The organism is Chryseobacterium sp. FR048 (assembly GCF_056844665.1).
Window position 1 is genome coordinate 168,680 of record NZ_JBXDSE010000006.1, and the last position, 22,746, is coordinate 191,425.

20 protein-coding genes and 3 tRNA genes are annotated in these 22,746 nt (G+C 36.8%); 5 read left to right on the forward strand and 18 right to left on the reverse strand.

What is annotated here, in order from left to right; translation table 11 throughout:
* Positions 1 to 435: 435 nt before the first annotated feature.
* From AC106K_RS17455 to AC106K_RS17470, 4 genes are all read right to left on the reverse strand, one after another.
* Positions 436 to 1,884, reverse strand: coding sequence for an efflux transporter outer membrane subunit (locus tag AC106K_RS17455; protein WP_082126099.1), 1,449 nt, complete (start codon positions 1,882 to 1,884; stop codon positions 436 to 438).
* Entirely contained in the window at positions 1,865 to 5,056 is a 3,192-nt protein-coding gene (locus AC106K_RS17460; RefSeq protein ID WP_482446729.1) for an efflux RND transporter permease subunit, read from the reverse strand. Before AC106K_RS17460 ends, AC106K_RS17455 begins: the two co-directional genes overlap by 20 nt.
* Before the next feature lie 20 nt (positions 5,057 to 5,076).
* Positions 5,077 to 6,159: an efflux RND transporter periplasmic adaptor subunit gene (locus tag AC106K_RS17465; protein WP_409333644.1), complete on the reverse strand. Its 1,083-nt coding sequence runs from the start codon at positions 6,157 to 6,159 to the stop codon at positions 5,077 to 5,079.
* 151 nt (positions 6,160 to 6,310) lie between these two features.
* A complete protein-coding gene (locus AC106K_RS17470) occupies positions 6,311 to 6,697 on the reverse strand; it encodes a hypothetical protein (protein WP_482446730.1) in 387 nt (128 codons plus the stop codon).
* A gap of 650 nt (positions 6,698 to 7,347) precedes the next feature.
* Between AC106K_RS17470 and AC106K_RS17475 the strand changes: the two genes are divergently transcribed.
* Both AC106K_RS17475 and AC106K_RS17480 read left to right on the forward strand, forming a co-directional pair.
* Positions 7,348 to 7,743, forward strand: coding sequence for a hypothetical protein (locus AC106K_RS17475; RefSeq protein ID WP_482446731.1), 396 nt, complete (start codon positions 7,348 to 7,350; stop codon positions 7,741 to 7,743).
* A gap of 45 nt (positions 7,744 to 7,788) precedes the next feature.
* Positions 7,789 to 8,226, forward strand: a complete 438-nt coding sequence (locus AC106K_RS17480) for an META domain-containing protein (RefSeq protein ID WP_482446732.1) — start codon at positions 7,789 to 7,791, stop codon at positions 8,224 to 8,226.
* A gap of 72 nt (positions 8,227 to 8,298) precedes the next feature.
* Here the strand turns inward: AC106K_RS17480 and AC106K_RS17485 are convergent, their stop codons facing one another.
* The 9 genes from AC106K_RS17485 to AC106K_RS17525 all read right to left on the reverse strand — a co-directional run bounded on the left by AC106K_RS17485 (position 8,299) and on the right by AC106K_RS17525 (position 18,952).
* Positions 8,299 to 8,559, reverse strand: a complete 261-nt coding sequence (locus AC106K_RS17485; RefSeq protein ID WP_482446733.1) for a SemiSWEET transporter — start codon at positions 8,557 to 8,559, stop codon at positions 8,299 to 8,301.
* Positions 8,560 to 8,573: 14 nt separating this feature from the next.
* Positions 8,574 to 9,608, reverse strand: coding sequence for an NAD(P)/FAD-dependent oxidoreductase (locus AC106K_RS17490; RefSeq protein ID WP_482446734.1), 1,035 nt, complete (start codon positions 9,606 to 9,608; stop codon positions 8,574 to 8,576).
* Between the two features lie 139 nt (positions 9,609 to 9,747).
* A complete protein-coding gene (gene porN, locus AC106K_RS17495; protein ID WP_482446735.1) occupies positions 9,748 to 10,686 on the reverse strand; it encodes a type IX secretion system ring subunit PorN/GldN in 939 nt (312 codons plus the stop codon).
* A gap of 20 nt (positions 10,687 to 10,706) precedes the next feature.
* On the reverse strand, positions 10,707 to 12,299 hold the full coding sequence (porM, locus tag AC106K_RS17500; protein WP_482446736.1) for a type IX secretion system motor protein PorM/GldM: 1,593 nt from the start codon (positions 12,297 to 12,299) through the stop codon (positions 10,707 to 10,709).
* 52 nt (positions 12,300 to 12,351) lie between these two features.
* Entirely contained in the window at positions 12,352 to 13,044 is a 693-nt protein-coding gene (porL, locus tag AC106K_RS17505; protein ID WP_482446737.1) for a type IX secretion system motor protein PorL/GldL, read from the reverse strand.
* Between the two features lie 61 nt (positions 13,045 to 13,105).
* Entirely contained in the window at positions 13,106 to 14,527 is a 1,422-nt protein-coding gene (porK, locus tag AC106K_RS17510) for a T9SS ring complex lipoprotein PorK/GldK (RefSeq protein ID WP_482446738.1), read from the reverse strand.
* A 108-nt stretch (positions 14,528 to 14,635) separates the two neighbouring features.
* Entirely contained in the window at positions 14,636 to 16,489 is a 1,854-nt protein-coding gene (gene glmS / locus AC106K_RS17515; RefSeq protein WP_482446739.1) for a glutamine--fructose-6-phosphate transaminase (isomerizing), read from the reverse strand.
* 28 nt (positions 16,490 to 16,517) lie between these two features.
* Positions 16,518 to 18,167 carry a DUF4270 family protein gene (locus AC106K_RS17520; protein ID WP_482446740.1) on the reverse strand — a complete coding sequence of 550 codons (1,650 nt, stop codon included), beginning with the start codon at positions 18,165 to 18,167 and terminating at the stop codon, positions 16,518 to 16,520.
* Positions 18,168 to 18,181: 14 nt separating this feature from the next.
* Positions 18,182 to 18,952: a glycogen/starch synthase gene (locus AC106K_RS17525; protein ID WP_047094793.1), complete on the reverse strand. Its 771-nt coding sequence runs from the start codon at positions 18,950 to 18,952 to the stop codon at positions 18,182 to 18,184.
* Positions 18,953 to 19,123: 171 nt separating this feature from the next.
* Between AC106K_RS17525 and panC the strand changes: the two genes are divergently transcribed.
* Positions 19,124 to 19,972 (forward strand): pantoate--beta-alanine ligase, encoded by an 849-nt coding sequence (gene panC, locus AC106K_RS17530; protein ID WP_482446741.1) that lies wholly within the window; start codon positions 19,124 to 19,126, stop codon positions 19,970 to 19,972.
* 42 nt (positions 19,973 to 20,014) lie between these two features.
* Here panC and AC106K_RS17535 read toward each other — a convergent pair whose 3' ends face one another.
* From AC106K_RS17535 to AC106K_RS17550, 4 genes are all read right to left on the reverse strand, one after another.
* On the reverse strand, positions 20,015 to 20,353 hold the full coding sequence (locus AC106K_RS17535) for a hypothetical protein (protein WP_482446742.1): 339 nt from the start codon (positions 20,351 to 20,353) through the stop codon (positions 20,015 to 20,017).
* A gap of 111 nt (positions 20,354 to 20,464) precedes the next feature.
* Positions 20,465 to 20,537: transfer RNA gene (locus AC106K_RS17540), tRNA-Lys, on the reverse strand.
* A gap of 59 nt (positions 20,538 to 20,596) precedes the next feature.
* Positions 20,597 to 20,679, reverse strand: a tRNA-Leu gene (locus AC106K_RS17545).
* Positions 20,680 to 20,714: 35 nt separating this feature from the next.
* Positions 20,715 to 20,787 (reverse strand) — tRNA-Lys (locus AC106K_RS17550).
* A 115-nt stretch (positions 20,788 to 20,902) separates the two neighbouring features.
* On the opposite strand from AC106K_RS17550, the gene AC106K_RS17555 reads away from it, so the two are divergent.
* Positions 20,903 to 21,418 (forward strand): shikimate kinase, encoded by a 516-nt coding sequence (locus AC106K_RS17555; protein WP_482446743.1) that lies wholly within the window; start codon positions 20,903 to 20,905, stop codon positions 21,416 to 21,418.
* Positions 21,419 to 21,431: 13 nt separating this feature from the next.
* Here the strand turns inward: AC106K_RS17555 and AC106K_RS17560 are convergent, their stop codons facing one another.
* Positions 21,432 to 21,869, reverse strand: a complete 438-nt coding sequence (locus AC106K_RS17560) for an RNA-binding S4 domain-containing protein (RefSeq protein WP_482446744.1) — start codon at positions 21,867 to 21,869, stop codon at positions 21,432 to 21,434.
* Positions 21,870 to 21,924: 55 nt separating this feature from the next.
* Here AC106K_RS17560 and AC106K_RS17565 point away from each other — a divergent pair, with 55 nt between their 5' ends.
* On the forward strand, positions 21,925 to 22,695 hold the full coding sequence (locus AC106K_RS17565; protein WP_482446745.1) for a hypothetical protein: 771 nt from the start codon (positions 21,925 to 21,927) through the stop codon (positions 22,693 to 22,695).
* Positions 22,696 to 22,746: the final 51 nt, after the last annotated feature.

Genomic DNA, 22,746 nt, shown 5'->3' on the forward strand with positions numbered 1-22,746 from the left:
CAATATTTCAGCTCTGATTATTGAATGCTGATAATAACATCATTGATTTTATAGAATAATTTGAACAGTCAATTTTATTCTGATGATTTTAATTCAAAAAAATCTCCGGTATTTTGTATTAAATAGGTAAAATAGATCTGAACTGATCTACCAAAGTTTTCCATTCTCATGATTGCTTATGATTGAGTAGTTAGTTTAATAGTTTTTTGCAAATTTAATCTTTTTTAATGCTAACAAATCACATTAATGCGATTTAATATAAAAAATCATTACTTTTCAGTATTCCTTATTATTCATATCATAGTTTATATATGTTTCTTATGCAAAGCTAACACTGCACTGCGACAAAACTTGACGTATTAAAAACAAAAAGGGCCAGCCCCGAAGAGCCAACCCTCAAAAACATTAACTGTTTACTGATTGAATTATGATGTTTTATTTCCAGCCGCCACCTAAACTTTTATAGATGTCGACTACTGTGCTCAGCTGTTTTTGTTTTGCTTCTATAAGCTCCAATTTAGCATCCAGTGCATCTCTTTGGTTCAAAAGCACTTCGAGATAATCTGCTCTTGAGTTACGGAACAATTGGTTTGCAATATCAATAGATTGGTCCAGGGCTTTGGTTTCCTGAGACTTTAACTGATAATACTGATCAATATTTTTAACTTTTGACATCAGATTGGCTACATCCAGATAAGCATGTAGAATGGTCTTGTCATATTCATACAACGCCTGGATCTGTTTAGCATCTGCAGTCTGAAAATTAGCCTTAATTGCACTTTTATTAATCAGTGGTCCTGCCAGTTCTCCTGCCAGATTATAAGCGATAGATTCAGGCATTTTTACCAGATATGACGGTTTGAACGCTTCCAATCCTAATGTTGCCGATATTTCCAAAGAGGGATAAAATTCTTTTCTGGCAGCTTCCACGTCAAGTTTTGATGCTTTTAATTCTAGTTCAGCCTGCTTAATATCAGGACGATTAGCCAGCAATTGTGATGGAATTCCCGTATACACCGTTTGAGGAATCGTTGACATAAAGTTTTCCTTTGCTCTGACAATAGGCTGTGGATACCTTCCCAGTAAAGCATTAATCTCATTCTCCTTTTCAGTAATCTGCTGACGGATGGTATATTCTGAAGCCTTGGATTTTGCCAGTTCTGCTTCAAATTTCTTCACCGCCAATTCGGTTGCAGCAGCAGCTTCCTTCTGAATTTTGGAAATTTCCAGTGCTTTCTGCTGAAGCTTAATATACTGCTGTATAATATCCAACTGATTGTCAAGAGCCAATAACTCATAATAGTCATCCGCAACTTCTTCAATCAGATTAGAAAGGACAAAGTTTTTGCCTTCCACAGTAGAAAGATAGTGGGCTACAGCAGATTCTTTCTCATTTCGGAGTTTTTTCCAAATATCAATTTCCCAGCTTGCATTTAAACCTGCTTCAAAATTCCCCAACGGATCTGGTATTGGCTTACCGGGTTCCATTTCCGTAGAAGCATCCCCTGCTCCTTCACTCGTGTAACGGCCTGCTTTTTTCAGTCCTGCTCCTATTCCGGCAGAAACCGTTGGGCTCAATCTTCCTTTTTTAGCTAAAACGCCACTTTTGGCAATTTCAATCTCCTGAAGAGTGATCAATAATTCCTGATTGTTTTTCAAAGCTATTTCAATCAGGCTTACCAGATTCGGATCGGTAAAAAACTGTCTCCAGGGAGTTGTTCCACTATTGTTGTTAGCGTCCTGTTGTTCCTCCTGATTAAAGTTTTGAGGTATATTTTCTTTTACCTCGTCTTTTATGACTGTCGCCATGGGAGCTTTACAGCTTGCAAGAACAAGAGATAAAGCAATGGCTGTGATTATATTTTTAGTCTTCAAATTTCCCATCATGTTCGTAAGGTTCAGTTTGTTCTGTTAAAGGATTCTCTTCCTCATATCTCGCCAGTCTGGATTTTTCAGCAATGGTTCCAAAAATGTAATACAACCCTGGAATGATCATCAGTCCGAAAATAGTTCCTATCAGCATTCCTCCTGCTGCCGCTGTTCCAATTGTTCTGTTTCCTACAGCTCCCGGCCCTGTTGCAATTACCAAAGGAATTAACCCGGCAATGAATGCAAATGAGGTCATCAGGATCGGACGGAAACGGATAGCCGCTCCTTCAATCGCAGCCTGTACCACAGGAATTCCTTCTTCTGCCTTCTTCTGTACTGCAAATTCTACGATCAATACGGCATTTTTACCCAAAAGTCCGATAAGCATAACCATTGCCACCTGTGCATAGATGTTATTTTCCAATCCCAGAAGTTTCAAACATAAAAATGCTCCGAAAATCCCTACAGGAAGTGATAAAATTACCGGAAGCGGAAGAATGAAACTTTCATACTGTGCGGAAAGAATAAGATAAACAAACCCTAAACACACCAGGAAGATAAATACTGCTTCATTTCCACGGCTAACTTCATCTTTGGAAATCCCCGCCCAATCGATACCAAAACCTCTCGGAAGGGTTTTATCTGCTACTTCCTGAATTGCCTTAATCGCCTGTCCACTACTGTATCCCGGAGCAGGAGTTCCACTCACCTGTGCAGAGTTGTACATATTATGTCTGGTCATTTCAGACAATCCATATACTTTTTCAAGCTTCATGAAGTCGGAATACGGAACCATCTGGTCTTTATCATTCTTAACGTATAACTTCAACAGGTCAGTTGGTAACGCACGATATTGTGGACCTGCCTGAACAATAACCTTATAGGGTCTGTCAAAGCGGATGAAACTCGTCTCGTAGTTAGACCCGATCAGTGTAGATAAGTTGTCCATTGCTTTTTCAATGGTTACTCCTTTTTGTTCTGCCAGATCATTGTCTATTCTCAACATATATTGTGGGAAACTCGCAGAATAGAAGGTAAATGCTGATCCAAGTTCCGGACGTTTTTTCAGTTCCTTCACAAAATCATTACTCACCTGTTCCATTTTGTGATAATCTCCACTACCGGCTTTATCCAGTAAACGGAGTTCGAAACCTCCTGCGGCTCCATATCCGGGAACGGAAGGCGGCTGGAAGAACTCGATATTGGCCCCTGGAATATTTTTGGCTTTTTCTTCCAGTTTCTCAATGATTTCCGCAGCAGATTCTTTACGTTCGTCCCAGCTTTTAAGGTTAATAAGACAGGTTCCTGAGTTGGATCCTGTACCTTCTGTAAGGATTTCATATCCTGCCAGTGATGACACCGACTGTACTCCATCAATATCTTCAGATTCTCTTAACAGTTCTCTTGCAATCTGATTGGTTCTTTCCAGTGTAGATCCCGGAGGGGTCTGGATAATCGCGTAGATCATTCCCTGATCTTCTGACGGAATAAATCCTGACGGAAGAGAGTTACTCAGGAAATAGGTACACGCGCAGAATGCTAATAACAACGGTAATGTAATAGTTTTTTTCGTCACCGTTTTATTCAGCATCTTCTCATATTTCCCTGCTCCTTTAGTAAATATATTATTAAACTTATCAAGGAAAACGGTAACCGGAGTTTTCTTTCTGGCTTTCCCATGATTATTTTTAAGAATCAAAGCACACAGTGCCGGCGTCAGCGTAAGTGCCACAACCCCTGACAGAATAATGGATGATGCCATTGTAATAGAGAACTGACGGTAGAATACTCCTACCGGTCCGGACATGAATGCAATCGGGATAAATACGGATGCCATTACCAGTGTAATAGCGATAATTGCCCCACTGATCTCGTGCATTGCTTCTTCTGTTGCTTTAAGAGGGGAAAGATGCTTCTCTTCCATCTTAGCGTGAACCGCTTCAATCACAACAATCGCGTCATCTACTACAACCCCGATCGCCATTACCAATGCAAAAAGCGAAATCATATTCAGGGTAATTCCAAATGCGGACATTACTGCAAAAGTTCCTACCAATGAAACCGGAACCGCCAATGCCGGGATTAATGTTGAACGCCAGTCTCCAAGGAACAGAAATACCACAATAGCCACCAATACGAATGCTTCAAACAAGGTATGGATAACTTTCTCCATAGAAGCATCCAGGAATCTGGAAACGTCATAGCTGATCTCATAATGCATTCCTTTAGGGAAATTATTTTTTTCAAGATCAGACATTAAAGCTTTTACGTTTTTAATAACGTCACTTGCATTAGATCCATATGACTGCTTTACGGTAATTGCGGCAGAAGGTTTACCATTCAATGTAGAGTAAATATCATACATGGAACTTCCGAATTCTATGTCTGCCACATCTTTTAACCTTACGGATTCGCCATTCGGTTTAGCTTTTAGAATAATGTTTCCATAATCTTTTTCATTATTAAAACGTCCAGGATATTTTAAAACATATTCAAAAGATTGTGAACGTTTCCCGGAACTCTCCCCAGTTTTTCCTGGAGAAGCCTCTAAACTCTGTTCGTTCAGAGATTCCATTACTTCGTCTGCTGAAATATTATAAGCTGTCAGACGATCCGGTTTCAGCCAGATACGCATTGCATATTCACGGGTTCCAAGAATATCCGCAAAACCTACTCCACTTACCCTTCTCAATTCGGACATTACGTTGATGTCTGCGTAGTTGAAAAGGAATTTCTGGTCAGCTTTGGGATCATCACTGTACAGGTTAATATACATCAACATATTGGGTTCTTCCCTTGTAATCTTTACCCCTTCACGTACTACCAACGGCGGCAGTTTGTTTACTACCGAAGATACACGGTTTTGTACGTTTACGGCAGCAACATTGGGATCGGTTCCCAGGTCAAAAACCACCTGAATGGAAGCCTCCCCGTCATTTCCTGCATCAGAGGTCATATATTTCATCCCAGGAACTCCATTTAGCCCCCTTTCTAAAGGGATAACTACAGATTTGATCAACAATTCGTTGTTGGCTCCGGGATATTCCGCGGTAATATTTACTTTGGGTGGAGAGATAGACGGGAACTGTGTCACCGGAAGTTTTACCAGCGACAGAATTCCTAAAAATACAATAATCAATGAGATTACTATAGACAGAACAGGTCTGCGAATGAATTTCTTAAACATACTACTTCACTTTAGAGTCCCTACTCTGCTTTTAATTTCAATGTCTGAAGAACCTTTTTAGGATCCTGGAATTTTGTTTTTACCTTCTGATCATCTTTTACTTTCTGAACACCTTCCAGAAGAATCTGATCTCCTTTTGAAATTCCTGAGCCTACCACATACAGATCCGGAAGTTCGTATGCTACTTTAATGTTTCTGGATTTTGCCATTCCGTTTTTATCGATGACAAATACATATTTCTGGTCCTGAATTTCATAGGTAGCTTTTTGCGGAATGATCAATGCATTATGAACCGGCATCGTCATCTGAACTTTTCCGGTTTCTCCGTTTCTCAGAAGTTTATCCGGGTTAGGAAATTTGGCACGGAAAGCAATATTTCCGGTTTCGTTATCAAATTCTCCTTCAATAGTCTGAATCTCCCCTTTCTGCGAATAGGTTTCTCCGTTTGCTGTAATCAGGGCTACCTGGTTGCTTCCTCTGTCTGCCGCGTGCATCTGATAGCTTAAATATTCAGGTTCTGAAACGTTGAAATAGGTGTAGATGCTTGTATTATCTGACAATGAGGTCAACAGATCTCCTTCGTCCACAAGACTTCCCAATTTCAAAGGGATTCTGTTGATGATACCGGAAAACGGAGCTTTAATGTCTGTAAATGACAAATGGATCTGAGCCAGTTTCATTTCTGCATTGGCGGCATCCAGTTTTGCTTTTGCCATGGCTTTTTCATTTTTAGAAACAATATTGTTTCCAGCCAATGTGCTTGCATTTTTTAGCTCGATAGACGCCTGTTCTACCTCTGCTTTTGCTTTTAATAATTCTGCCTGATACAGTTTAGGCATAATCCTGAATAAGGTCTGTCCCGCATGTACATATTGTCCTTCGTCCACAAAAATCTTCTCGAGGAAGCCTTTCTCCTGGGCTCTCACTTCAATATTTTTTACAGACTGGATCTGGGCAACATATTCTTTGTTGATGACAGTGTCCATTACTACAGGAGAGGTCACCGGATATACCGTAACTTCTTCTTTTTCTTCTTTTTTCTTATTGCAGCCAACCGCCAATAAAAGGGCACTCAACGCAATTCCCGAAGCAACTCTTTTTATCATAATTCTAGAGTTTGTATAAATCGTTAATGTTTTTGAATAGAAATAAAAGGGCAATAAAGTGATGACACGAAGTGATGATTACCAACATACACAACGCAAAATATTCTTACCTGAAATCAGGAAGAAAACTGAATGGTAAAACGAAATTTTAGATTCTGATAGAACGAATCAGAATAAATCTTTTGGTAGCCAGATCATGTACAAAGCCATGAATATCCGGTTTCAGCGTTTTATAGCTTTTTAATCCGAAAATATAGACCAGACTGAAAACTCCGGCAAAAACAACAATAGCCTGCCATACATCAGACAGCTGAAAGTCGTTCTCGGTAAGTTCAAAAGTAGATTGGTCAACATTATCCGCCATTTGCTGAACTGAAAGTTTTTCATAGGTCTGGTTCAGACGGTTGGCTCTTTTCGGCATATGATGAGAAACATGACCGGAATAGTCATTTCGGAGCGTTTTAACGTCGAGTCTGCTTTCCACTACAAAGAGCAGAAAAAGGCCGGTTAAAAAGTATACTATAAAGTTTCTCATTTTGAAGTCGCAAATGTACATCCTGTTTATGATATTATCATAGCGGATTAACAAAATTTAACGCTTCTTTAAAATACCTGAAATAGTTGATATGGTAAGATTCGTTTTTTTCCTTTATTCAAGGCAGATCAGCACAATCTATACCTTTATTCAGATATAGGCTGCTCTTCTAAAAATATCCTCTTTTTTTATAAATTATGAAAAATACTTCTATAAACTTGTTGCTTTTTTTGACATTTTCGAGAAGGTTTTCATTAAAATCTGGTTTTGAAAATAATTATTTTGTTAAAAAAACTAAATTTTATCATGATGTCAAATAATTAATACACCCTTATTGGTATTCTCTGATTTTTGAATTATTTTTGCCGGAAATTTACACAACAAATGAACGATGAAAAAAATACAATTTACTCTATTGAAAATAAGATGTTTAAAAAAACGCCCTTAGATCTTTCAATCACCAGTTTCTGACTATAATTATTACTTTTTGTTTTCCTGAAAAATGTTTGTAAAAAAGGCCTGCTAGTGCTGTCTTGATTAAAACATAGTGTTAGTTTATGTAAAATTAACATATATTTATTAAAAATATTCGTATTTTTATATAGTATTAACATCACATTTCATGAAACACTTTAAAATCACTTATCACTATGAAAAAATTATTAACACCAATCCTTTTGGGATTGACCATTATTACCTTAACAGCGTGTAAACATCCGGGAAAGGAAGCTGAAAACGTTACCGCTACTGCTAGTCCTGAAAATACGGACGAAATTTCCAAAAATGTATATGTTGACTCCTATGGCGAAAAAATAGAAGTCACCATCAACAAAACCAAAAATACGGCGACCATCCATTTAAACGGCAAAACTTATGACCTTAAAAAAAGTGATGCTTTACCTGAGTACACAGCCTCCAATGAAGAGTTCCAATACTCTGATATTAAAGGAAATATAACATTCTTAAAAAAGAATGTAGATATGGTGCTGTTTCATCTTAAACAGGCAAAAAAAGAATCAGGTCCGGCAAAAATGGCATCGTATTAGCATAACGTATCAAAATTCATATAAAAAAATAAAGAATTAAAAATTATGAAAAGTTTATATTATTATTTATCCGCTCTTGTTATAGCTACATTCCTGGTTGTATCTTGTAAACCACAAGCTACTGCACAAAAACCAACTAATGATATTACAGGGAAAACATGGAAATTAACAGAGCTTTACGGAAAGCCTATCAATCTGAAAAATCCTAAAAACAATCCTCACTTCAAGCTGAATATGGACGGGATGAGATATGAAGGTAATGCCGGATGTAACGGATTTGGAGGAACATTTGAGATCAAACCTGAAATGATGAGAATTAAATTCAATCAGGGAATGTCTACCATGATGGCGTGCGAAGATCTTGACATTGAAAACCAGTTTACAAAAGCAGTTCTTGCAGCAGATAATTATTCTGTAAATGGAAATACATTAACTTTGAACAAAGCAAGAATGGCTCCTTTAGCCAAGTTTGTTCTTGAATAATTGTATTTTTCCATACAATATAAAAAAGACGCCTTATTTCTATAGGGCGTCTTTTTGTAAGTATATGATTCTTTATTTCTTTTTATTATACATAAAATAACAAAGCAAAAGACTTATATTGACAAGAACAGCAAATGAATTCGATAAAATAATAGGCCATTCCTCTTTTACAATCCCGTACCATATCCATAAAGATAGCCCGGAAATCAGGATCAGCAGCATCAGTAAAGAAACGTCTTCCACATCTTTCTCTCTGATCACTTTCACCAGCTGAGGAATCATTGAAACAGATGTTAGAACTCCCGCTATTATACCTAATACATTTTCATTCATATCATGCCATTATACTATTGAAATCTGCTCAGGGAAACTTCTTTATGCAACGGAATATCTTCTTCTATAAAACGGATTAAATCTCTTGAGAAATAACATCCGTTCAGAATTCCGCGGGCTCCCAGTCCGTTGAAAACATACAGGTTATTAAACGTTTCATGTCTTCCGATAATCGGTCTGCGGTCTTTTACGGTAGGACGGAACCCAAAATTCACTTCCTCCACTTCAAAATCGTAAGGATAAAATTCAGAAAGTCCATTGACCAACTGAGTTACCGCCGATTCATCAATATGATGATGCAGCTGCTCTCTGTCATAGGTTCCTCCGTAAAAATAAAGTCCGTTTCCGGTTGGAAATAGGAAGTGTTTCTTTTTGATGGTTATATTTTCAGGGATCGGCTGGGAAAGTTTGACCTTGATGTGATGCCCTTTATTAGGATTCACCGCAATTTCAGAAAAATACGGATTGTCTTTCACTCCCATTCCTTCACAAAAGATCACATGTTTAAAAATAAAATCTTTGTAGGAGGATTCAGAAGGGTTCAGTTTCGTATAATCAAATTTTTCTTTTACCAAATGTCCGTTTTTTTCAAAAAAACCGAATAGAACGGCAAAAAATCCACTAACATTCAACCTCGCAGACTGATTCACCTTTCCTGTGAGAAAGTCGTTTTTTACTATGTTTAAATGATCAAATTTTTGATCAAGAAACTGAGCTAAGTCTTCATTTGCCGATTTCTTCAGCCAGAGATTTTGTTCATTTTCATCATGAAAGATCCTGTGAATAGGAGCATTGATCAGATAGTTTTCTCCGGTATAGGATTTTATTTCTTCAAGGCTCTCTTTCAGGAAGTCAATCTGCTCCTGAGCTTTCCAGAACGTCGTAAATTTTTTAAGCACAACAGGATTGATGATGCCTGCCGAAACCTGTGAAGCACTCTTTCTTCCTTCTGAGAAGATCACAAATGATTTGTTATTCTTAATGAGCTGATGGGCTAAAAAAAGCCCTGTATACCCGTCTCCTACAATAATATAGTCTACATTCTTCATATGAGAAATTTCATTTATTTAAAGGTCATATGCAATCCCCTATTTCTTTGATTATTGATTGACAATAAACAAAGGGACATTACATAATAAAAAAACCTGAGTAAAAATACTCAGGTTTTGTATAAATATCAAGTGAAATCTAGTAATTCCACATATCATTTTCCATTTCAAGAATCTGCGCTTTGATTCTATCACTTTCTTCTAACTGATCATCAGCATTTTTAGGGATATAATCTTTGATTGTACCGTCTCCTAAACCGCTTGAAGATTTATAGATGATGGAAGAGAATCTTCTTGCATTGATAATATCATCAAATGAAAGGTCAGCAGATGAATTCTTTCTGTTGAAAACATAGTTGTTTGCTAAAATATCTCTTGCATTCGGATAGAAGATCCAGAACAGGTCGATCAATTCATCGTTCCCTGCAATAGGCTTACCATCTGGTCCTATTACTCCCTGTACAGCAGGATCTGGTCCCATTGCTGCAATACCAAGAGGTCTGTATTTCATTTGTCCGTCTCTCTTATCGATGAACCACATTCCCATGATTTTAAGAACTTTTACTTTATCGGTAGTAGTCTTAAATACATCGGTGTATTCTTTTTTCTCCTTTTCAGTAAGTTGTCTTCCTGAGTTTAGAATATCGATAGCAGCATCGTTGATTCTTACATTCTCCAGTCTTTTCTGAATTCCTTCAGGTGAAAGTTTTACAGTAAAGTTTTCATCATCATATACCTGTTCTATTTTACCGGTTAAAGCCGCATCTAATAATAACTGGTATAGAGATCTTGTTGGTGTAGAAAGAAGACCGTCAGGATTATCATAATAGAATGGCTGATTGATCTTATCATTCATATCAATAATTTCCCAAACAAACATACTCTTAAGGATGTCTTTTTCTTCAACAAATCCGTATTCAAGAGGCTTTACTGTTTTATCTATAATAGTATCACCAACTTTTTGTTTGTTCTCCTCTCTCATCTTTCTAAACTCTTCCGGAGAAGAAGCGTTCAGAATAGTCTGGGAAAAAGCAAATCCCGAAACTAATACTAAAAGGGTGCTAATATATTTTTTCATAATAAATTCCAATTTTAGTCCTATTGAACGTTAATTAATATAGGAGTAATATTTTTGATCTGCTGTCCTTCAAGACCTTGTGCAGTTGCTTTAATATCAAAGATAGAAACTACATCTCCGCTTCTCAGGTTCTTGATCAATCCTGCAGCATCATTCAATGAATTACCGTGGATCAATAAAGCTGCTCTACCAGGTACTCTTACCATGAACTGAGTTACAGTAAACGATACCGGGAAGTCGAAGTCAGGAATAGCTGCCTGTACAGATTGGTTCGGGATAGAAGTTGCCGGCATCGACAATACATTCATACCTCTCATCTGACCTTGAGGTGGCGGAACATTCTTGATTCTATATTCAAATACCTGAGATACAGACTTACCATAAGGATCTATTCCGGATAGTGTTAACTTCACCGTAGTACCTGTTGTAGGTTTTACAATCCATTTACCAGGACCTGTACTTCTTACAGATGCTCCCGGAGCTGATAATGAAAGTTTAGAATTGTCAGCACCTAAGATTGATCCTGAAACAGGGTTCTCAAGTCCTCTATACATTACATTCATCTTATCTGCAGAAAGTAATAATCCTTTTTCAAGTTTTACTTCTCTAGGTCCTGCAATTACATTATAAGTATGCGTCCAAGGGAAAGACTGTGGCTTACCTGTAGCATCCGTCAATGTAATAGTACCTCCTAATTTATGTTCTCCGATACCAGCACCAGAAATAGGAATAATACCTTTTCCGTTTTCCTGCTTGCTCACTCCGGAAATACTGATCTTATTACTGTTAGAATAAGTACCCAGCATTACTTTTACTTCAGCCTGTTTACCTGCCTGAATATCTGTAGGTCCGGAAACGATAGGCTCATAGCTTGTAAATTTGATGCTCGCATCTACTTTTTCCTGAAGTAATAATGCTAATGCATCAGACTGAACGTTTCTGGCATCATTTTGGATAATTTCCAAATTGGATATTGCAGCAATAAGCGGCTGGTGATAAAATTTATTCTGAAACCAAGTCTTATCATTCGGAGATTTTCCTTTAGGATACTCTGCAATCAGAGACTTGTTAGCTCTTTCCACAAGATCTTTAAGCTGTGCATTGTTTCCAAAAGTAGCGTTGATATAATTTCTTACATCATCGATTTTTGCTTTCAGATCCAGTGCATTCTTTGAAGGTGAATTTTCATCTCCTTCTTTGAAGAAATATTCGGTAGTAGCCTCGTTATTGTTAAGTGCAGCAAAATTCTCACTTACATCAATATCTTTTCCTGTTTTAGGATCTTTATCATGGAACTCAGATTGTTTTTTCAACAAATCTTTTACATCCTGAGCATGTTTTACCAATACATCAATCTTGGTTTTCAACACTTTATAGTCTTCCCAAGGTTTTGCATAGGTATCCGGAACCTGCTGAGCTTTAGCTTCAAGTGTTCTTTCAAAGATCTTTTCGTTCTTTCTTTCCGTTAAAGTTCTGGTTTCATTTAATGCTCTGGTAGAATCATAATATGACCTGATGATTTCTGCATCAATATTGAGGGCCATCATCGCGATGAACACCAGATACATCAGGTTGATCATCTTCTGACGAGGGGTCTGTTTTCCTTGTGCCATTCTCTGTTCTTTGTTTTTTGATTAAGTAGTTAAATTTAGAAATGGTTAGGAATTAAGACTTCATCGCAGTTAGCATACCACCATAAACTCTATTTAAGTTATTAAGATTAGAGGTTAAACCTTGTAGCTCTTGGTTGAATTTTTCAGACTGCTCTGCAGATTTCTGCATATCAGCAACATATTTGTTAGCAAATTCAGACTGCTTTTTACCATTCTCAAGTTGAATTGCGTATAAAGCATTCATGCTTTCCATATGCTGAGCTGCTTTGTTTAGCTGCTCATTATATTTATGTGTAGAAGCAGAAACATCAACAGTCTGGTTGATCTGATCTACTGAGCTTGAAAACTTATTGATACCTGTTCTCAGACTTTCGAATAACTGAACATCTAATTTAGCATCTTTAAGCATCTGATCTAATTTGTTGGAAAGAGAGTTTTCTAATTCAGCAAATTGAGCATTTGTATTTTTAGTGGTTACATTAGAATGCAATGGGTTTGGGTTTGCATGTTTATCTAATAGTTCAGGATAAACATTTTCCCAAGCATAAGACTCTTCAGTTTTTGGAGGGTCGAATGCGAAAATGATAAAGATAATAGCCTCTGTAATAAGCCCTACGGTAAGAGCGATATTACCATTAATGGGTCCCAGAGTAATGTGAGTAATTTTAAGCCAAGCTCCAAGAATTACAATTGCAGCACCGAATGAATAGAAGAAATTCATCCAAGCATCTTTAGTCTTAAACATATTGCGTTAGTTTTTTTAATGTTAAATAAAATTGTATTGAAAAATAATTGTTTTGGTTTTATTATCTGTTAACTCTTCTTGGCTTAACAGCTGCTTCAGGAATATCCTGTACAGTTCTAAATCCGATATAGCTTCTTGCTGAATCCTTTCTTTCCCAATCTCTTGCACCCGTCATTAACGCATATCCTATATCTTTCCAAGATCCACCTCTTACAGATTTCTTCGTATCCAACTTGTCTTTAGTAGAAGGATTTAATGTAGAAGAGAATCCGTATGAAGAGTTATTATACGCAGATGATGTCCATTCAGAAACGTTTCCAGCCATATCAAATAACCCAAATCCATTTTTCTTAAATTTCTTAACTGGAGCTGTATATGTATAAGTACCTTTTTTCTCGTCTTCCATGTAGTTACCTCTCTTAGGTTTGAAGTTGGCAAGGTAGCAACCTCTGTCATCCATTAAGTATGGACCACCCCAAGGGTAAGTAGCATTTTGCATTCCACCTCTTGCAGCATATTCCCATTCAAATTCTGTAGGAAGTCTGAACTGCAATGGTCTTTGTTTTTTTCTTTTTAAGCTTTCGTTGTAATCTGTTTTCAATTTAGATCTGAAGTTACAGTAAGCTCTTGCCTGATCCCAGGTTACCCCTACTACAGGATAATCTTTGTAAGCTTTGTGCCAGAAATACTGTTCGAACAATGGCTCATTGTAAGCAAAGTGGAAGTCTTTTACCCAAACGGTAGTATCAGGATAAATCGCGATACTTTCGCTTTTCAGGTAGTTAGCTCCTCTTTCGTTATCTGCAACTGCAGCGTCCATATCTCCCCAACGGTAAGTATACTTCAGTTTACTTACGTCTAAAATTCTTTCGTTTCCAATTCTTGAAGAAGAAGGCAGATACATAGATTCTAAAACTTCTGCGTATTCTACATCCGGATATTTTGATGTACTCCAGTGTAATGGAATTTTCCAATCTAATCTTTTGCTGGCATCATAGCTTCCGTCTTCTCGGCCACCCTGGCCTTCCATATATTCTTGATAAGGTGTTAAATTTTCTTCTTTTTTAGCAAGGTATGCATAATCTCCTATAGCTGCTCCTTTACGTCCGCCTTCATCACCACCTTCTCCGGCAGCTTCAGCAAGTAAAGTTCTAGCGATAGAGTCTCTTACATAGTTGATAAATACTCTGTACTCCGCATTCGTAGTTTCTGCTTCATCCATAAAGAAGGAAGAAACAGTAACGGTCTTCAATGATGCTTTTTCAGGAGTATTTGTCGGATCCTGATCTGCTAAACCAGCAACAAATGAACCTGCAGGAATTGCAACCATTCCGTATGGTCTTTCCGCAACAAATGATTTTGTTTTTTCTCTTGGTATCAATTCTCCTTTTGTTCCTGGCTTCCCTACAGAAGAGCTGCCACCACCTGAACAAGATACCGATGCTACTGACGCAGACAATAATAAAAGAAATATCCTTTTCATGTTAATTTTTATAATTAAGCCGTAAATATATAATTTTTTTAAGAAACTTTTAAGATTTTTTTTGAAATAACGGAAGAAATCTAAATTTATTTTATTTACAACAACTTTTTATTCCACGGTTACAGATTTTGCTAGGTTTCTCGGTTGATCTACGTTGGCTCCTCTATATACTGCAATGTAGTAAGCAAGCAGTTGCAGAGGCACGGAAGCAACGATTGGAGAGAAACATTCTGATGTTTCGGGAATTTCAATAACATAATCTGCCATTTCGCTTACCTGACGGTCACCTTTATTAACGACAGCAATAATTTTACCTTTTCTCGCTTTAATTTCCTGAACATTACTTACAATTTTATCATAATGTCCTTTTTTAGGAGCAATGATTACGATCGGCATATTTTCGTCGATAAGAGCGATTGGACCGTGCTTCATTTCTGCAGCCGGGTACCCTTCTGCGTGGATGTAAGAAATTTCTTTCAATTTAAGAGCACCTTCTAAAGCTGCAGGATAGTTGTATCCTCTTCCTAAATAAAGGAAGTTTGTAGCTTTTATAAAATCTTTGGCAATATTCTGAGTCAGCTCATGGGTCGTATTCAACACTTCTTCGATTTTCTTAGGAATTGCATCAAGCTCAGCAATTAAGCTCATAAATTCTGCATTTCCTAAATTTCCGTTGTGTTTTCCTAATTTAAAGGCAATTAAAGTAAGGATCGTAAGCTGTGCTGTAAATGCTTTCGTAGAAGCCACCCCGATCTCAGGACCGGCATGCGTATATGAACCTGCATCAGTGATTCTCGCAATGGAAGAATCTACAACATTACATATACCATATATAAATGCACCTTTTTCTTTTGCTAATTTCAGAGCAGCCATTGTATCTGCCGTTTCTCCTGACTGAGAAATTGCAATCACAACATCTTTATCTGTAATGATAGGATTTCTGTATCTGAACTCTGAAGCATATTCTACTTCTACAGGAATTCTCGCATACTCTTCAATAAGGTATTCTCCGATAAGACCTGCATGCCATGAAGTACCACAGGCAATGATGATAATTCTGTTGGCATTTTTGAATTTTTCAACATGATCCCAGATCCCCGCCATTTTGATGATTCCTTCATCTACAAGAAGTCTTCCTCTCATGGTATCATGTACAGATTTTGGCTGTTCAAAGATTTCTTTAAGCATGAAATGCTCATATCCTCCTTTTTCGATCTGCTCCAAGCTAAACTTAAGCTCTTGAATTTCAGGCTCAATTTTAGAGTTTTCTTTGATCGTTCTAATATCTACTCCACCTTCAAGAGAAATGGTAGCCATGTGTCCTTCTTCAAGATAAATAGCTTCTTTTGTAAATTCTACGAAAGGAGAAGCATCAGAGGCAATGAAGTATTCTTTATCCCCGATTCCGATAGCCAGTGGAGAACCTAATCTTCCTACTACCAAAACTCCCGGATAATCTTCGTGAAGTACAGTAATAGCATACGCTCCGTATACTTCGTTTAATGCATATCTTACAGCAGTCGGGAAATCAATATCAGGATTCAGATCCATAAAATACTGGATAAGGTTTACCAATACTTCTGTATCTGTTTCAGATTTGAAAGTAAATCCTTTTTCTGTAAGCATTGTTTTAATGGTATCATAGTTTTCGATAATCCCATTGTGTACAATTGCTATTTTTCCGTTATTTGACAAATGCGGGTGTGAATTTCTGTCACTTGGAACTCCATGGGTAGCCCAACGCGTGTGCCCCATTCCAATTTTGGAAGTTCCTTTCAGTGCTTTCGAAATATTCACTAAATCCTCAACTTTACCTTTTGTTTTTTCTACTTCAAGCTTATTGTCTGAACCTTCTAAAACAATTCCGGCACTGTCATACCCTCTATATTCTAATCTTCTAAGACCATTGATTACAATTTCGTAAGCGTCTTGAAAACCTGTATATCCTACTATTCCGCACATATTTATTTTGTCTAGTGTTTATTGTGTTTTATTTCTTTGTTCCGTAAGTTATTATTAACTGAGCTTTATTAGCATTCGATGCATCTGACCCAACAAGAACAACTCTATTCATATCCACAGCTCTGGAAGTACTCCATCCACTGCTAATCTTCCCTGATGATCCAGCAATAAATGATCCCATACTAATATAAAAAGGTTTATTGGTTACCGTTACTTCCTTCCCATTTATATCATTTACCTTTTGTTCTTCAACAATAGCTTTTATGGTCTTTGTCACTACGAAATCATAATACTTCTTATCAGAATTATAATTATAGAGATTAAGTCCGTATAATGTATCAAATGATAATTGAGAAAGATCCAATTTTCCGTCATCAGTCTTAAGAAGAGGAATGATTGTAAATTTATTAGTAGTAGTTTTATTGTTATAGTTCCAGCTTGCAGGATCTACATACAATCTGATCTTAGCCCCTACGATACCGATTTTATTACTCGCATATAAAGCTTTAAGATCATTAATAATCCCATCCTGAATTTGTACTCCTACAGAAGGTCCCCCCATTCCCTGAACAAAAAGCCTAGAGTCACCGGTAGTTGTATTATTATTCATCAATGCAGTTTCAACAGCTGATCCGGATCTGTTATAGTCGTATTTTCCGATATGAGCATTTGGTGATGCCAAGTTAAATCTAAGTGCTGTTTGTGGTCTTGTTGTGGTACCGTTCTCCGTTTTATCATATTTGTAATACATGATCAGTTCCGTATCGTCTGGTGAGATTTGGAAAAGGTAACGGTCTGTTTCATCTACGGAAATCTTTATTCCTTTAAAATATCTGATGAAGTTGGCTGGATCACTCAATTCCGGTTTTCCTTTTTTATCAAGAATATGAGTCTGGAAGAAATCTGTATTAGAGAGTTTCATTCTGAATCCTAGATTTCCTGTAAAAACATCAGATCCATCTGATTTTCTTCTAATAGCTAAAGCGCTTACGTTTCCGTCGAAAGTTCCTGAACCTAGAAGTTCTCCAGTAGCCACATTGGCATTAGAACGTTTGAAAGCATCATCATTCGTATCTAAGAAAGTCGTAATCTCATTTACGTTGATTTTCATATTCTTGTAAGCCTGTCCTGCTTTTCCATACCTGTAAACCGGATAAGTCTTTTTCTCAATATTAACAGCTACATTTTCAGTTCCTACCAGAAAATCACTTTTCTCATAATTAGTAGTCGTCAATGAGTCTTTTTGGAAAAAAGTATTACTATCTGTATTGGCAGGCATTCTAAGTACCAAAACAACTGAATCTACTTTTGCGTTAGCTCCTCCAAAATCATTAGCAAAATTACTTGGCATTCTCAACTGAGTAATATAAGATGCCTTCTGCGTTCCAAACTGGCCTTCAGTAAAAGCACCTAGAATTGCAGTTCTAGATGTTGTGATAGAGCCATCCTGATTTTGAATATATCCGCTGATCAATCTGGAAGCATCACTTCTGATCGAGTCATTATTATTGATGTTATAAGCAATAACAGGAAAAGGGACCTCAGTACCTTGTGCTGCATCCGGATTGAATAACTGCTCTCCAAGAGCATCCGGATCTGGTTCACAGTTATAAAGAAGTGTACTTCCGAAAATCGCCAGTAAAAGCATGGCGAAAGTCCTTTTAAGAGTATGAGTCATTAAAAATGTGTTTTTTAATAAAGTTGATTTATTGAATCTATGTCAAGATATTCCGACTTCTGAGTTGCAGTTTCGTTGAAAGCCTGATCCAGGTCTTCATCAAGGAATTCATCACCCTTCACCACCATATCTACATAGTTCATACTTTCGATAACGAAGCTTTTGATCGTTGGGTTATCTAACGCTTTTAATCCTGAAATATTATCAAACTGCAGCTTTTCATCGATCTTTTTATCCAGAGCAGCGTCTTTCTCATTGTATAGAGAAAGGACAATTTTAGCGTCTTTAAAGTAAGTATCTGATTCGTAATATGTTTTAAGGTAAATTGGAACAAAAGAAGACATCCATCCGTTTAAATGAATTACATCCGGCACCCAGTTCAGCTTCTTGATTGTTTCAATCACTCCTCTTGCAAAGAAAATCGCTCTTTCGTCATTGTCATCGAAAGGGTTTCCTTCATCGTCGAAATAATATTGCTTTCTTTTGAAGTATTCTTCATTGTCAATAAAGTAAACCTGAAGTCTTTCCCCCGGAAGAGACGCTACTTTAATGATAAGAGGCTGATCCAGGTCATTGATAATAATATTCATTCCTGAAAGGCGGATCACCTCATGAAGTTGGAACTTCCGCTCACTTATTTGTCCAAATCTTGGCATAAAAACTCTTACATCATTGCCTTCTTGGTGCATCTTAAGTGCCATTTTGTTTACCACTGCAGCCATATTTGTATCTTCCTGATATGGATACATCTCTGTAGTAATGTACAGTATTTTTTGATTCGGCATAAACTTTCTATCTAATTTTTGTAAAAATGCTTTAATGTGCAAAATTACAAAAAAACATCCAACATTATTTTAATTAACATTTTTTTACGAAAATTCCGTTTTTCAAATTATTAAAAACACATATTATTGTGTGATATTTTTAGTATTTTTGAAATAGCATTTAAATAAACTATGGAAGTTATAAAAAACAGAAAAGTCCTTCAGGATTTTATTGAAAGACAGAAAGAAATGGGAAAAAAAATTGGTTTTGCCCCTACAATGGGAGCTCTGCACAAGGGCCATCTTTCGCTGTATGAAGAGGCAAAAAAAGAGAATGACCTTGTGATTTCTTCAATTTTTGTAAATCCGACTCAATTCAACAATGCGGAAGATCTTGAAAAATATCCAAGGGACATCAACCGAGATATTCTGATTCTTGAAAACTCAGGTCTTGTAGATGCCGTTTACATCCCCGAAGTTTCAGATATATACCCTGAAAAAGCAGAGAGTCAGCATTATGACTTTGACGGACTGGAAAATGAAATGGAAGGCAAATCAAGGCCGGGGCACTTTGACGGTGTAGGAACTGTGGTAGAAGAGCTTTTCAGACAGGTACAACCTGACAACGCCTATTTTGGAGAAAAAGACTTCCAGCAGCTTGCTATCATCCGAAAAATGGTAGAAAAAAAGCAACTTCCTGTAAAAATAACCGGAGTATCTATTTACAGAGCAGAAAACGGACTGGCATTGAGCTCAAGAAACCAAAGACTTCACGAAGACCGTAAAGAAGCTTCTAAAATTATTTATGAAACTCTGAAAAAGGTAAATGACTGGTTCAGAACCGTGACGATACCGGAAATCAAAGAAAGAGTTACCGATATTTTTGATAACCAACAGGGAATGAAATTAGAATATTTCCTGATTGCCGATGAAAAAACGCTGCAAGAAACTGACTTTTTCTATAAGGACAGAAATTTCAGAGCATTCATTGTAGTAGTGGTAGACGGAGTAAGATTAATTGACAATATGCATTTGGATTAACAACAAACTTATATTCTATAAACAAAAACTCTGAGGATAACTTCAGAGTTTTTTTGATTTATTATAGAAAAAACCGGTTAACCCAATAATTACGGGAGATGACAATAATATTATTATGAGTATTTTTACTTCAAGACCGTCATCCATCTCGTCTCCCATTCCTAGAAATAAAATATAAAAAAACTCCAAGCTCATTATAACTGCGCCTCCTAAAATATACCCGAATGATCTGGTATCTCTATACCTGATCTTTTCTCTTCTGGATTTTATGTAAGCAAGGATTAAATGATATACAAAAATAAAAAAAGAGATTCCTACTGAGCATAATACAGCAAAGATGATCCATACTGTAGCCTCATCAATTATACTAATATCACTCATGCTTTATCATATATGGTTAAATACAAAAATCAAAGGCCTCCGGAGGGAAGCCTTTGAAACACCAAATCACAAAATATTAATATGAAAAAAATTTACTTTTCAGTAAACTTGTGACCCGGCTGGGATTCGAACCCAGGACCCATACATTAAAAGTGTATTGCTCTACCAGCTGAGCTACCGAGTCGGCCACAATTAAGATTAAAATTAATATTTATTTCTTAATTATAAAAATTTTCTTTGCAGTGCCTGCGACTGGACTCGAACCAGCACATCCTTAGGAAACCACCCCCTCAAGATGGCGTGTCTACCAATTTCACCACGCAGGCAATAAAATTACAATTTTCAGTAATTTTCTTGCTAGTGACCCGGCTGGGATTCGAACCCAGGACCCATACATTAAAAGTGTATTGCTCTACCAGCTGAGCTACCGAGTCGGCCACTTTGTCAACAAGTTTTCATTTAAGTAATGTCCCTTGTTTTAAGTGGTGCAAAGATATGACTTTTTTCTTTATCTCAAAACTTTTTCGCAAATTTGTTTAAAAAAAATTCATGGTAATTTCATTGATCGGATACATGGGAAGTGGCAAATCTCACATTTCCAAAATATTAAGCGAAAAAATCAATTTTAACCTCATTGATCTGGATAAGGAGATTTCCAGGAGAAATAAATTAACCATTCCCGAAATTTTTGAGAAAAAGGGAGAAATTCACTTTAGAAAACTGGAAAGAGAGGCACTGGAAGAAATACTGGCTTCTAAAGAAAATGTTGTTTTAAGCCTGGGTGGAGGAACACCCGTCTACTATAACAATATGGAGATCATCAATCATAATTCTAAAAGTGTTTTCCTGAGAACCTCAGTGGGAACTTTGGTGGAAAGACTGTCTAAACAGAAAGAAAAAAGACCTTTGATTGCCAATATATCGGATGAAGATCTGCCGGAATTCATTGCTAAGCATTTATTCGAGAGAAATCAGTTTTATAGTAAAGCCCAGTTTACTGTAGGAACGGATTCCAGAGAACCGGAAGATATTGTGAACGAAATAATAGAAAAGCTCTATCTCTAGAGCTTTTTTATGTTTAATCTTCTGTTTCAGTTTCGTCACCTGTCTCACCAAAGAAATCATCCCAATCTGTAAAATCAGCGGCAATATCATTTCCCACATACTCATCCATCTCTCTTCTGTCTTTTTTGGTAGGTCTCCCCTCTCCTTTGCTTCTGTAATAATCCTGTGACATTTTACGAAGTTTCAGCAATTCGTACTGTTCTTTGTCTGTCACATCTTGTATATGGAGCGGAACCAGTTTTGCCCCAATTCTGCTTTTAGGAATCTGAAGTACCTTTATTTTATAGTCGATCTGGTTCTTACGAATTTTAATAACATCCCCCTCTTTTACCTCCTTAGATGACTTTACGGCAGACGTTCCTATAGAAACTCTGTTCTTTTTAATCTCCTCTGCTGCAATATTTCTCGTCTTATAGAAACGAATGCTCCATAAAAATTTATCTATTCTCATAATTTTTTATACTTTTGCCGTTATATTATTTGTAAAGTAATTAAAGTTTTTTGAAATGAAAAAAATATTTTTATATATCCTTGCCGGATCTTTATGCTTTTCTGCATGTAAAAAAGATGATGATGGTCCAGAACCATATAAAGAGCCAGAGGACATTGCAACGCAGAACAACTATGATGATCAGGCCATAAAGAAATTCATGGATGAAAACTATCTTGATGTACAGGGAAAAATAAAACCCTTCAGTGCTACAGATACCGCTGATGATCATGAAAAAAAATTATCTGAATTATCTCCTGTAACGTTACCTTCAGGTACCATCTATATTAAAAGAAATGGAGCACAACCTTCAGGTACAGATGTTAAAGACATTAAAGATGCAGACATCATAAAGATTATGGGTACAGGTATTGCTTATCTGGCGGGTGATAACAATGGAACAATTTCATTTTTACCCGAATCTAATAATATTACGTTGCTCAATACAATTACTGGAAATGTAGTTCCTTATATTGATCCTCCATATTATTATGTAAAACAATCAATTCTGAAAAAGGGTACAGGACCTGCCTCTAAAGCAGGTTACTACCAAATCCCTGGTTTCAGAGAAGCATTGCAAAAATTTCAGGCATTTGATCTTTCAAGTGGAGCTCAATATAATCTTCAGGGAGTAATTATTGTACCTTCTAGAGCTGCTTTTGCGAGAAATCCTCACTACCCTTATCTGAATATGTCTTACAGAAACAGAACATTTATCTTCAACTTCCAGATTTATGGAAGACAAGATAGACCTACTGATGACATTCAAGACCCAAATAACCAATAAATCTAAATAAAAATCGATCTCACAACCCAATAATGTGAGCCAATAAAGATT

Coding starts and splice junctions, on each gene's coding strand:
- AC106K_RS17560 (WP_482446744.1), bottom strand. CDS start 21,869: ATGAGAATAGATAAATTTTTATGGAGCATTCGTTTCTATAAGACGAGA.
- AC106K_RS17485 (WP_482446733.1), bottom strand. CDS start 8,559: ATGAATGAAAATGTATTAGGTATAATAGCGGGAGTTCTAACATCTGTT.
- panC (WP_482446741.1), top strand. CDS start 19,124: ATGGAAGTTATAAAAAACAGAAAAGTCCTTCAGGATTTTATTGAAAGA.
- porK (WP_482446738.1), bottom strand. CDS start 14,527: ATGAAAAGGATATTTCTTTTATTATTGTCTGCGTCAGTAGCATCGGTA.
- AC106K_RS17535 (WP_482446742.1), bottom strand. CDS start 20,353: ATGAGTGATATTAGTATAATTGATGAGGCTACAGTATGGATCATCTTT.
- glmS (WP_482446739.1), bottom strand. CDS start 16,489: ATGTGCGGAATAGTAGGATATACAGGTTTTCAAGACGCTTACGAAATT.
- AC106K_RS17470 (WP_482446730.1), bottom strand. CDS start 6,697: ATGAGAAACTTTATAGTATACTTTTTAACCGGCCTTTTTCTGCTCTTT.
- AC106K_RS17490 (WP_482446734.1), bottom strand. CDS start 9,608: ATGAAGAATGTAGACTATATTATTGTAGGAGACGGGTATACAGGGCTT.
- AC106K_RS17475 (WP_482446731.1), top strand. CDS start 7,348: ATGAAAAAATTATTAACACCAATCCTTTTGGGATTGACCATTATTACC.
- AC106K_RS17480 (WP_482446732.1), top strand. CDS start 7,789: ATGAAAAGTTTATATTATTATTTATCCGCTCTTGTTATAGCTACATTC.
- AC106K_RS17555 (WP_482446743.1), top strand. CDS start 20,903: ATGGTAATTTCATTGATCGGATACATGGGAAGTGGCAAATCTCACATT.
- AC106K_RS17455 (WP_082126099.1), bottom strand. CDS start 1,884: ATGGGAAATTTGAAGACTAAAAATATAATCACAGCCATTGCTTTATCT.
- porM (WP_482446736.1), bottom strand. CDS start 12,299: ATGGCACAAGGAAAACAGACCCCTCGTCAGAAGATGATCAACCTGATG.
- AC106K_RS17525 (WP_047094793.1), bottom strand. CDS start 18,952: ATGCCGAATCAAAAAATACTGTACATTACTACAGAGATGTATCCATAT.
- AC106K_RS17565 (WP_482446745.1), top strand. CDS start 21,925: ATGAAAAAAATATTTTTATATATCCTTGCCGGATCTTTATGCTTTTCT.
- AC106K_RS17460 (WP_482446729.1), bottom strand. CDS start 5,056: ATGTTTAAGAAATTCATTCGCAGACCTGTTCTGTCTATAGTAATCTCA.
- AC106K_RS17520 (WP_482446740.1), bottom strand. CDS start 18,167: ATGACTCATACTCTTAAAAGGACTTTCGCCATGCTTTTACTGGCGATT.
- porN (WP_482446735.1), bottom strand. CDS start 10,686: ATGAAAAAATATATTAGCACCCTTTTAGTATTAGTTTCGGGATTTGCT.
- porL (WP_482446737.1), bottom strand. CDS start 13,044: ATGTTTAAGACTAAAGATGCTTGGATGAATTTCTTCTATTCATTCGGT.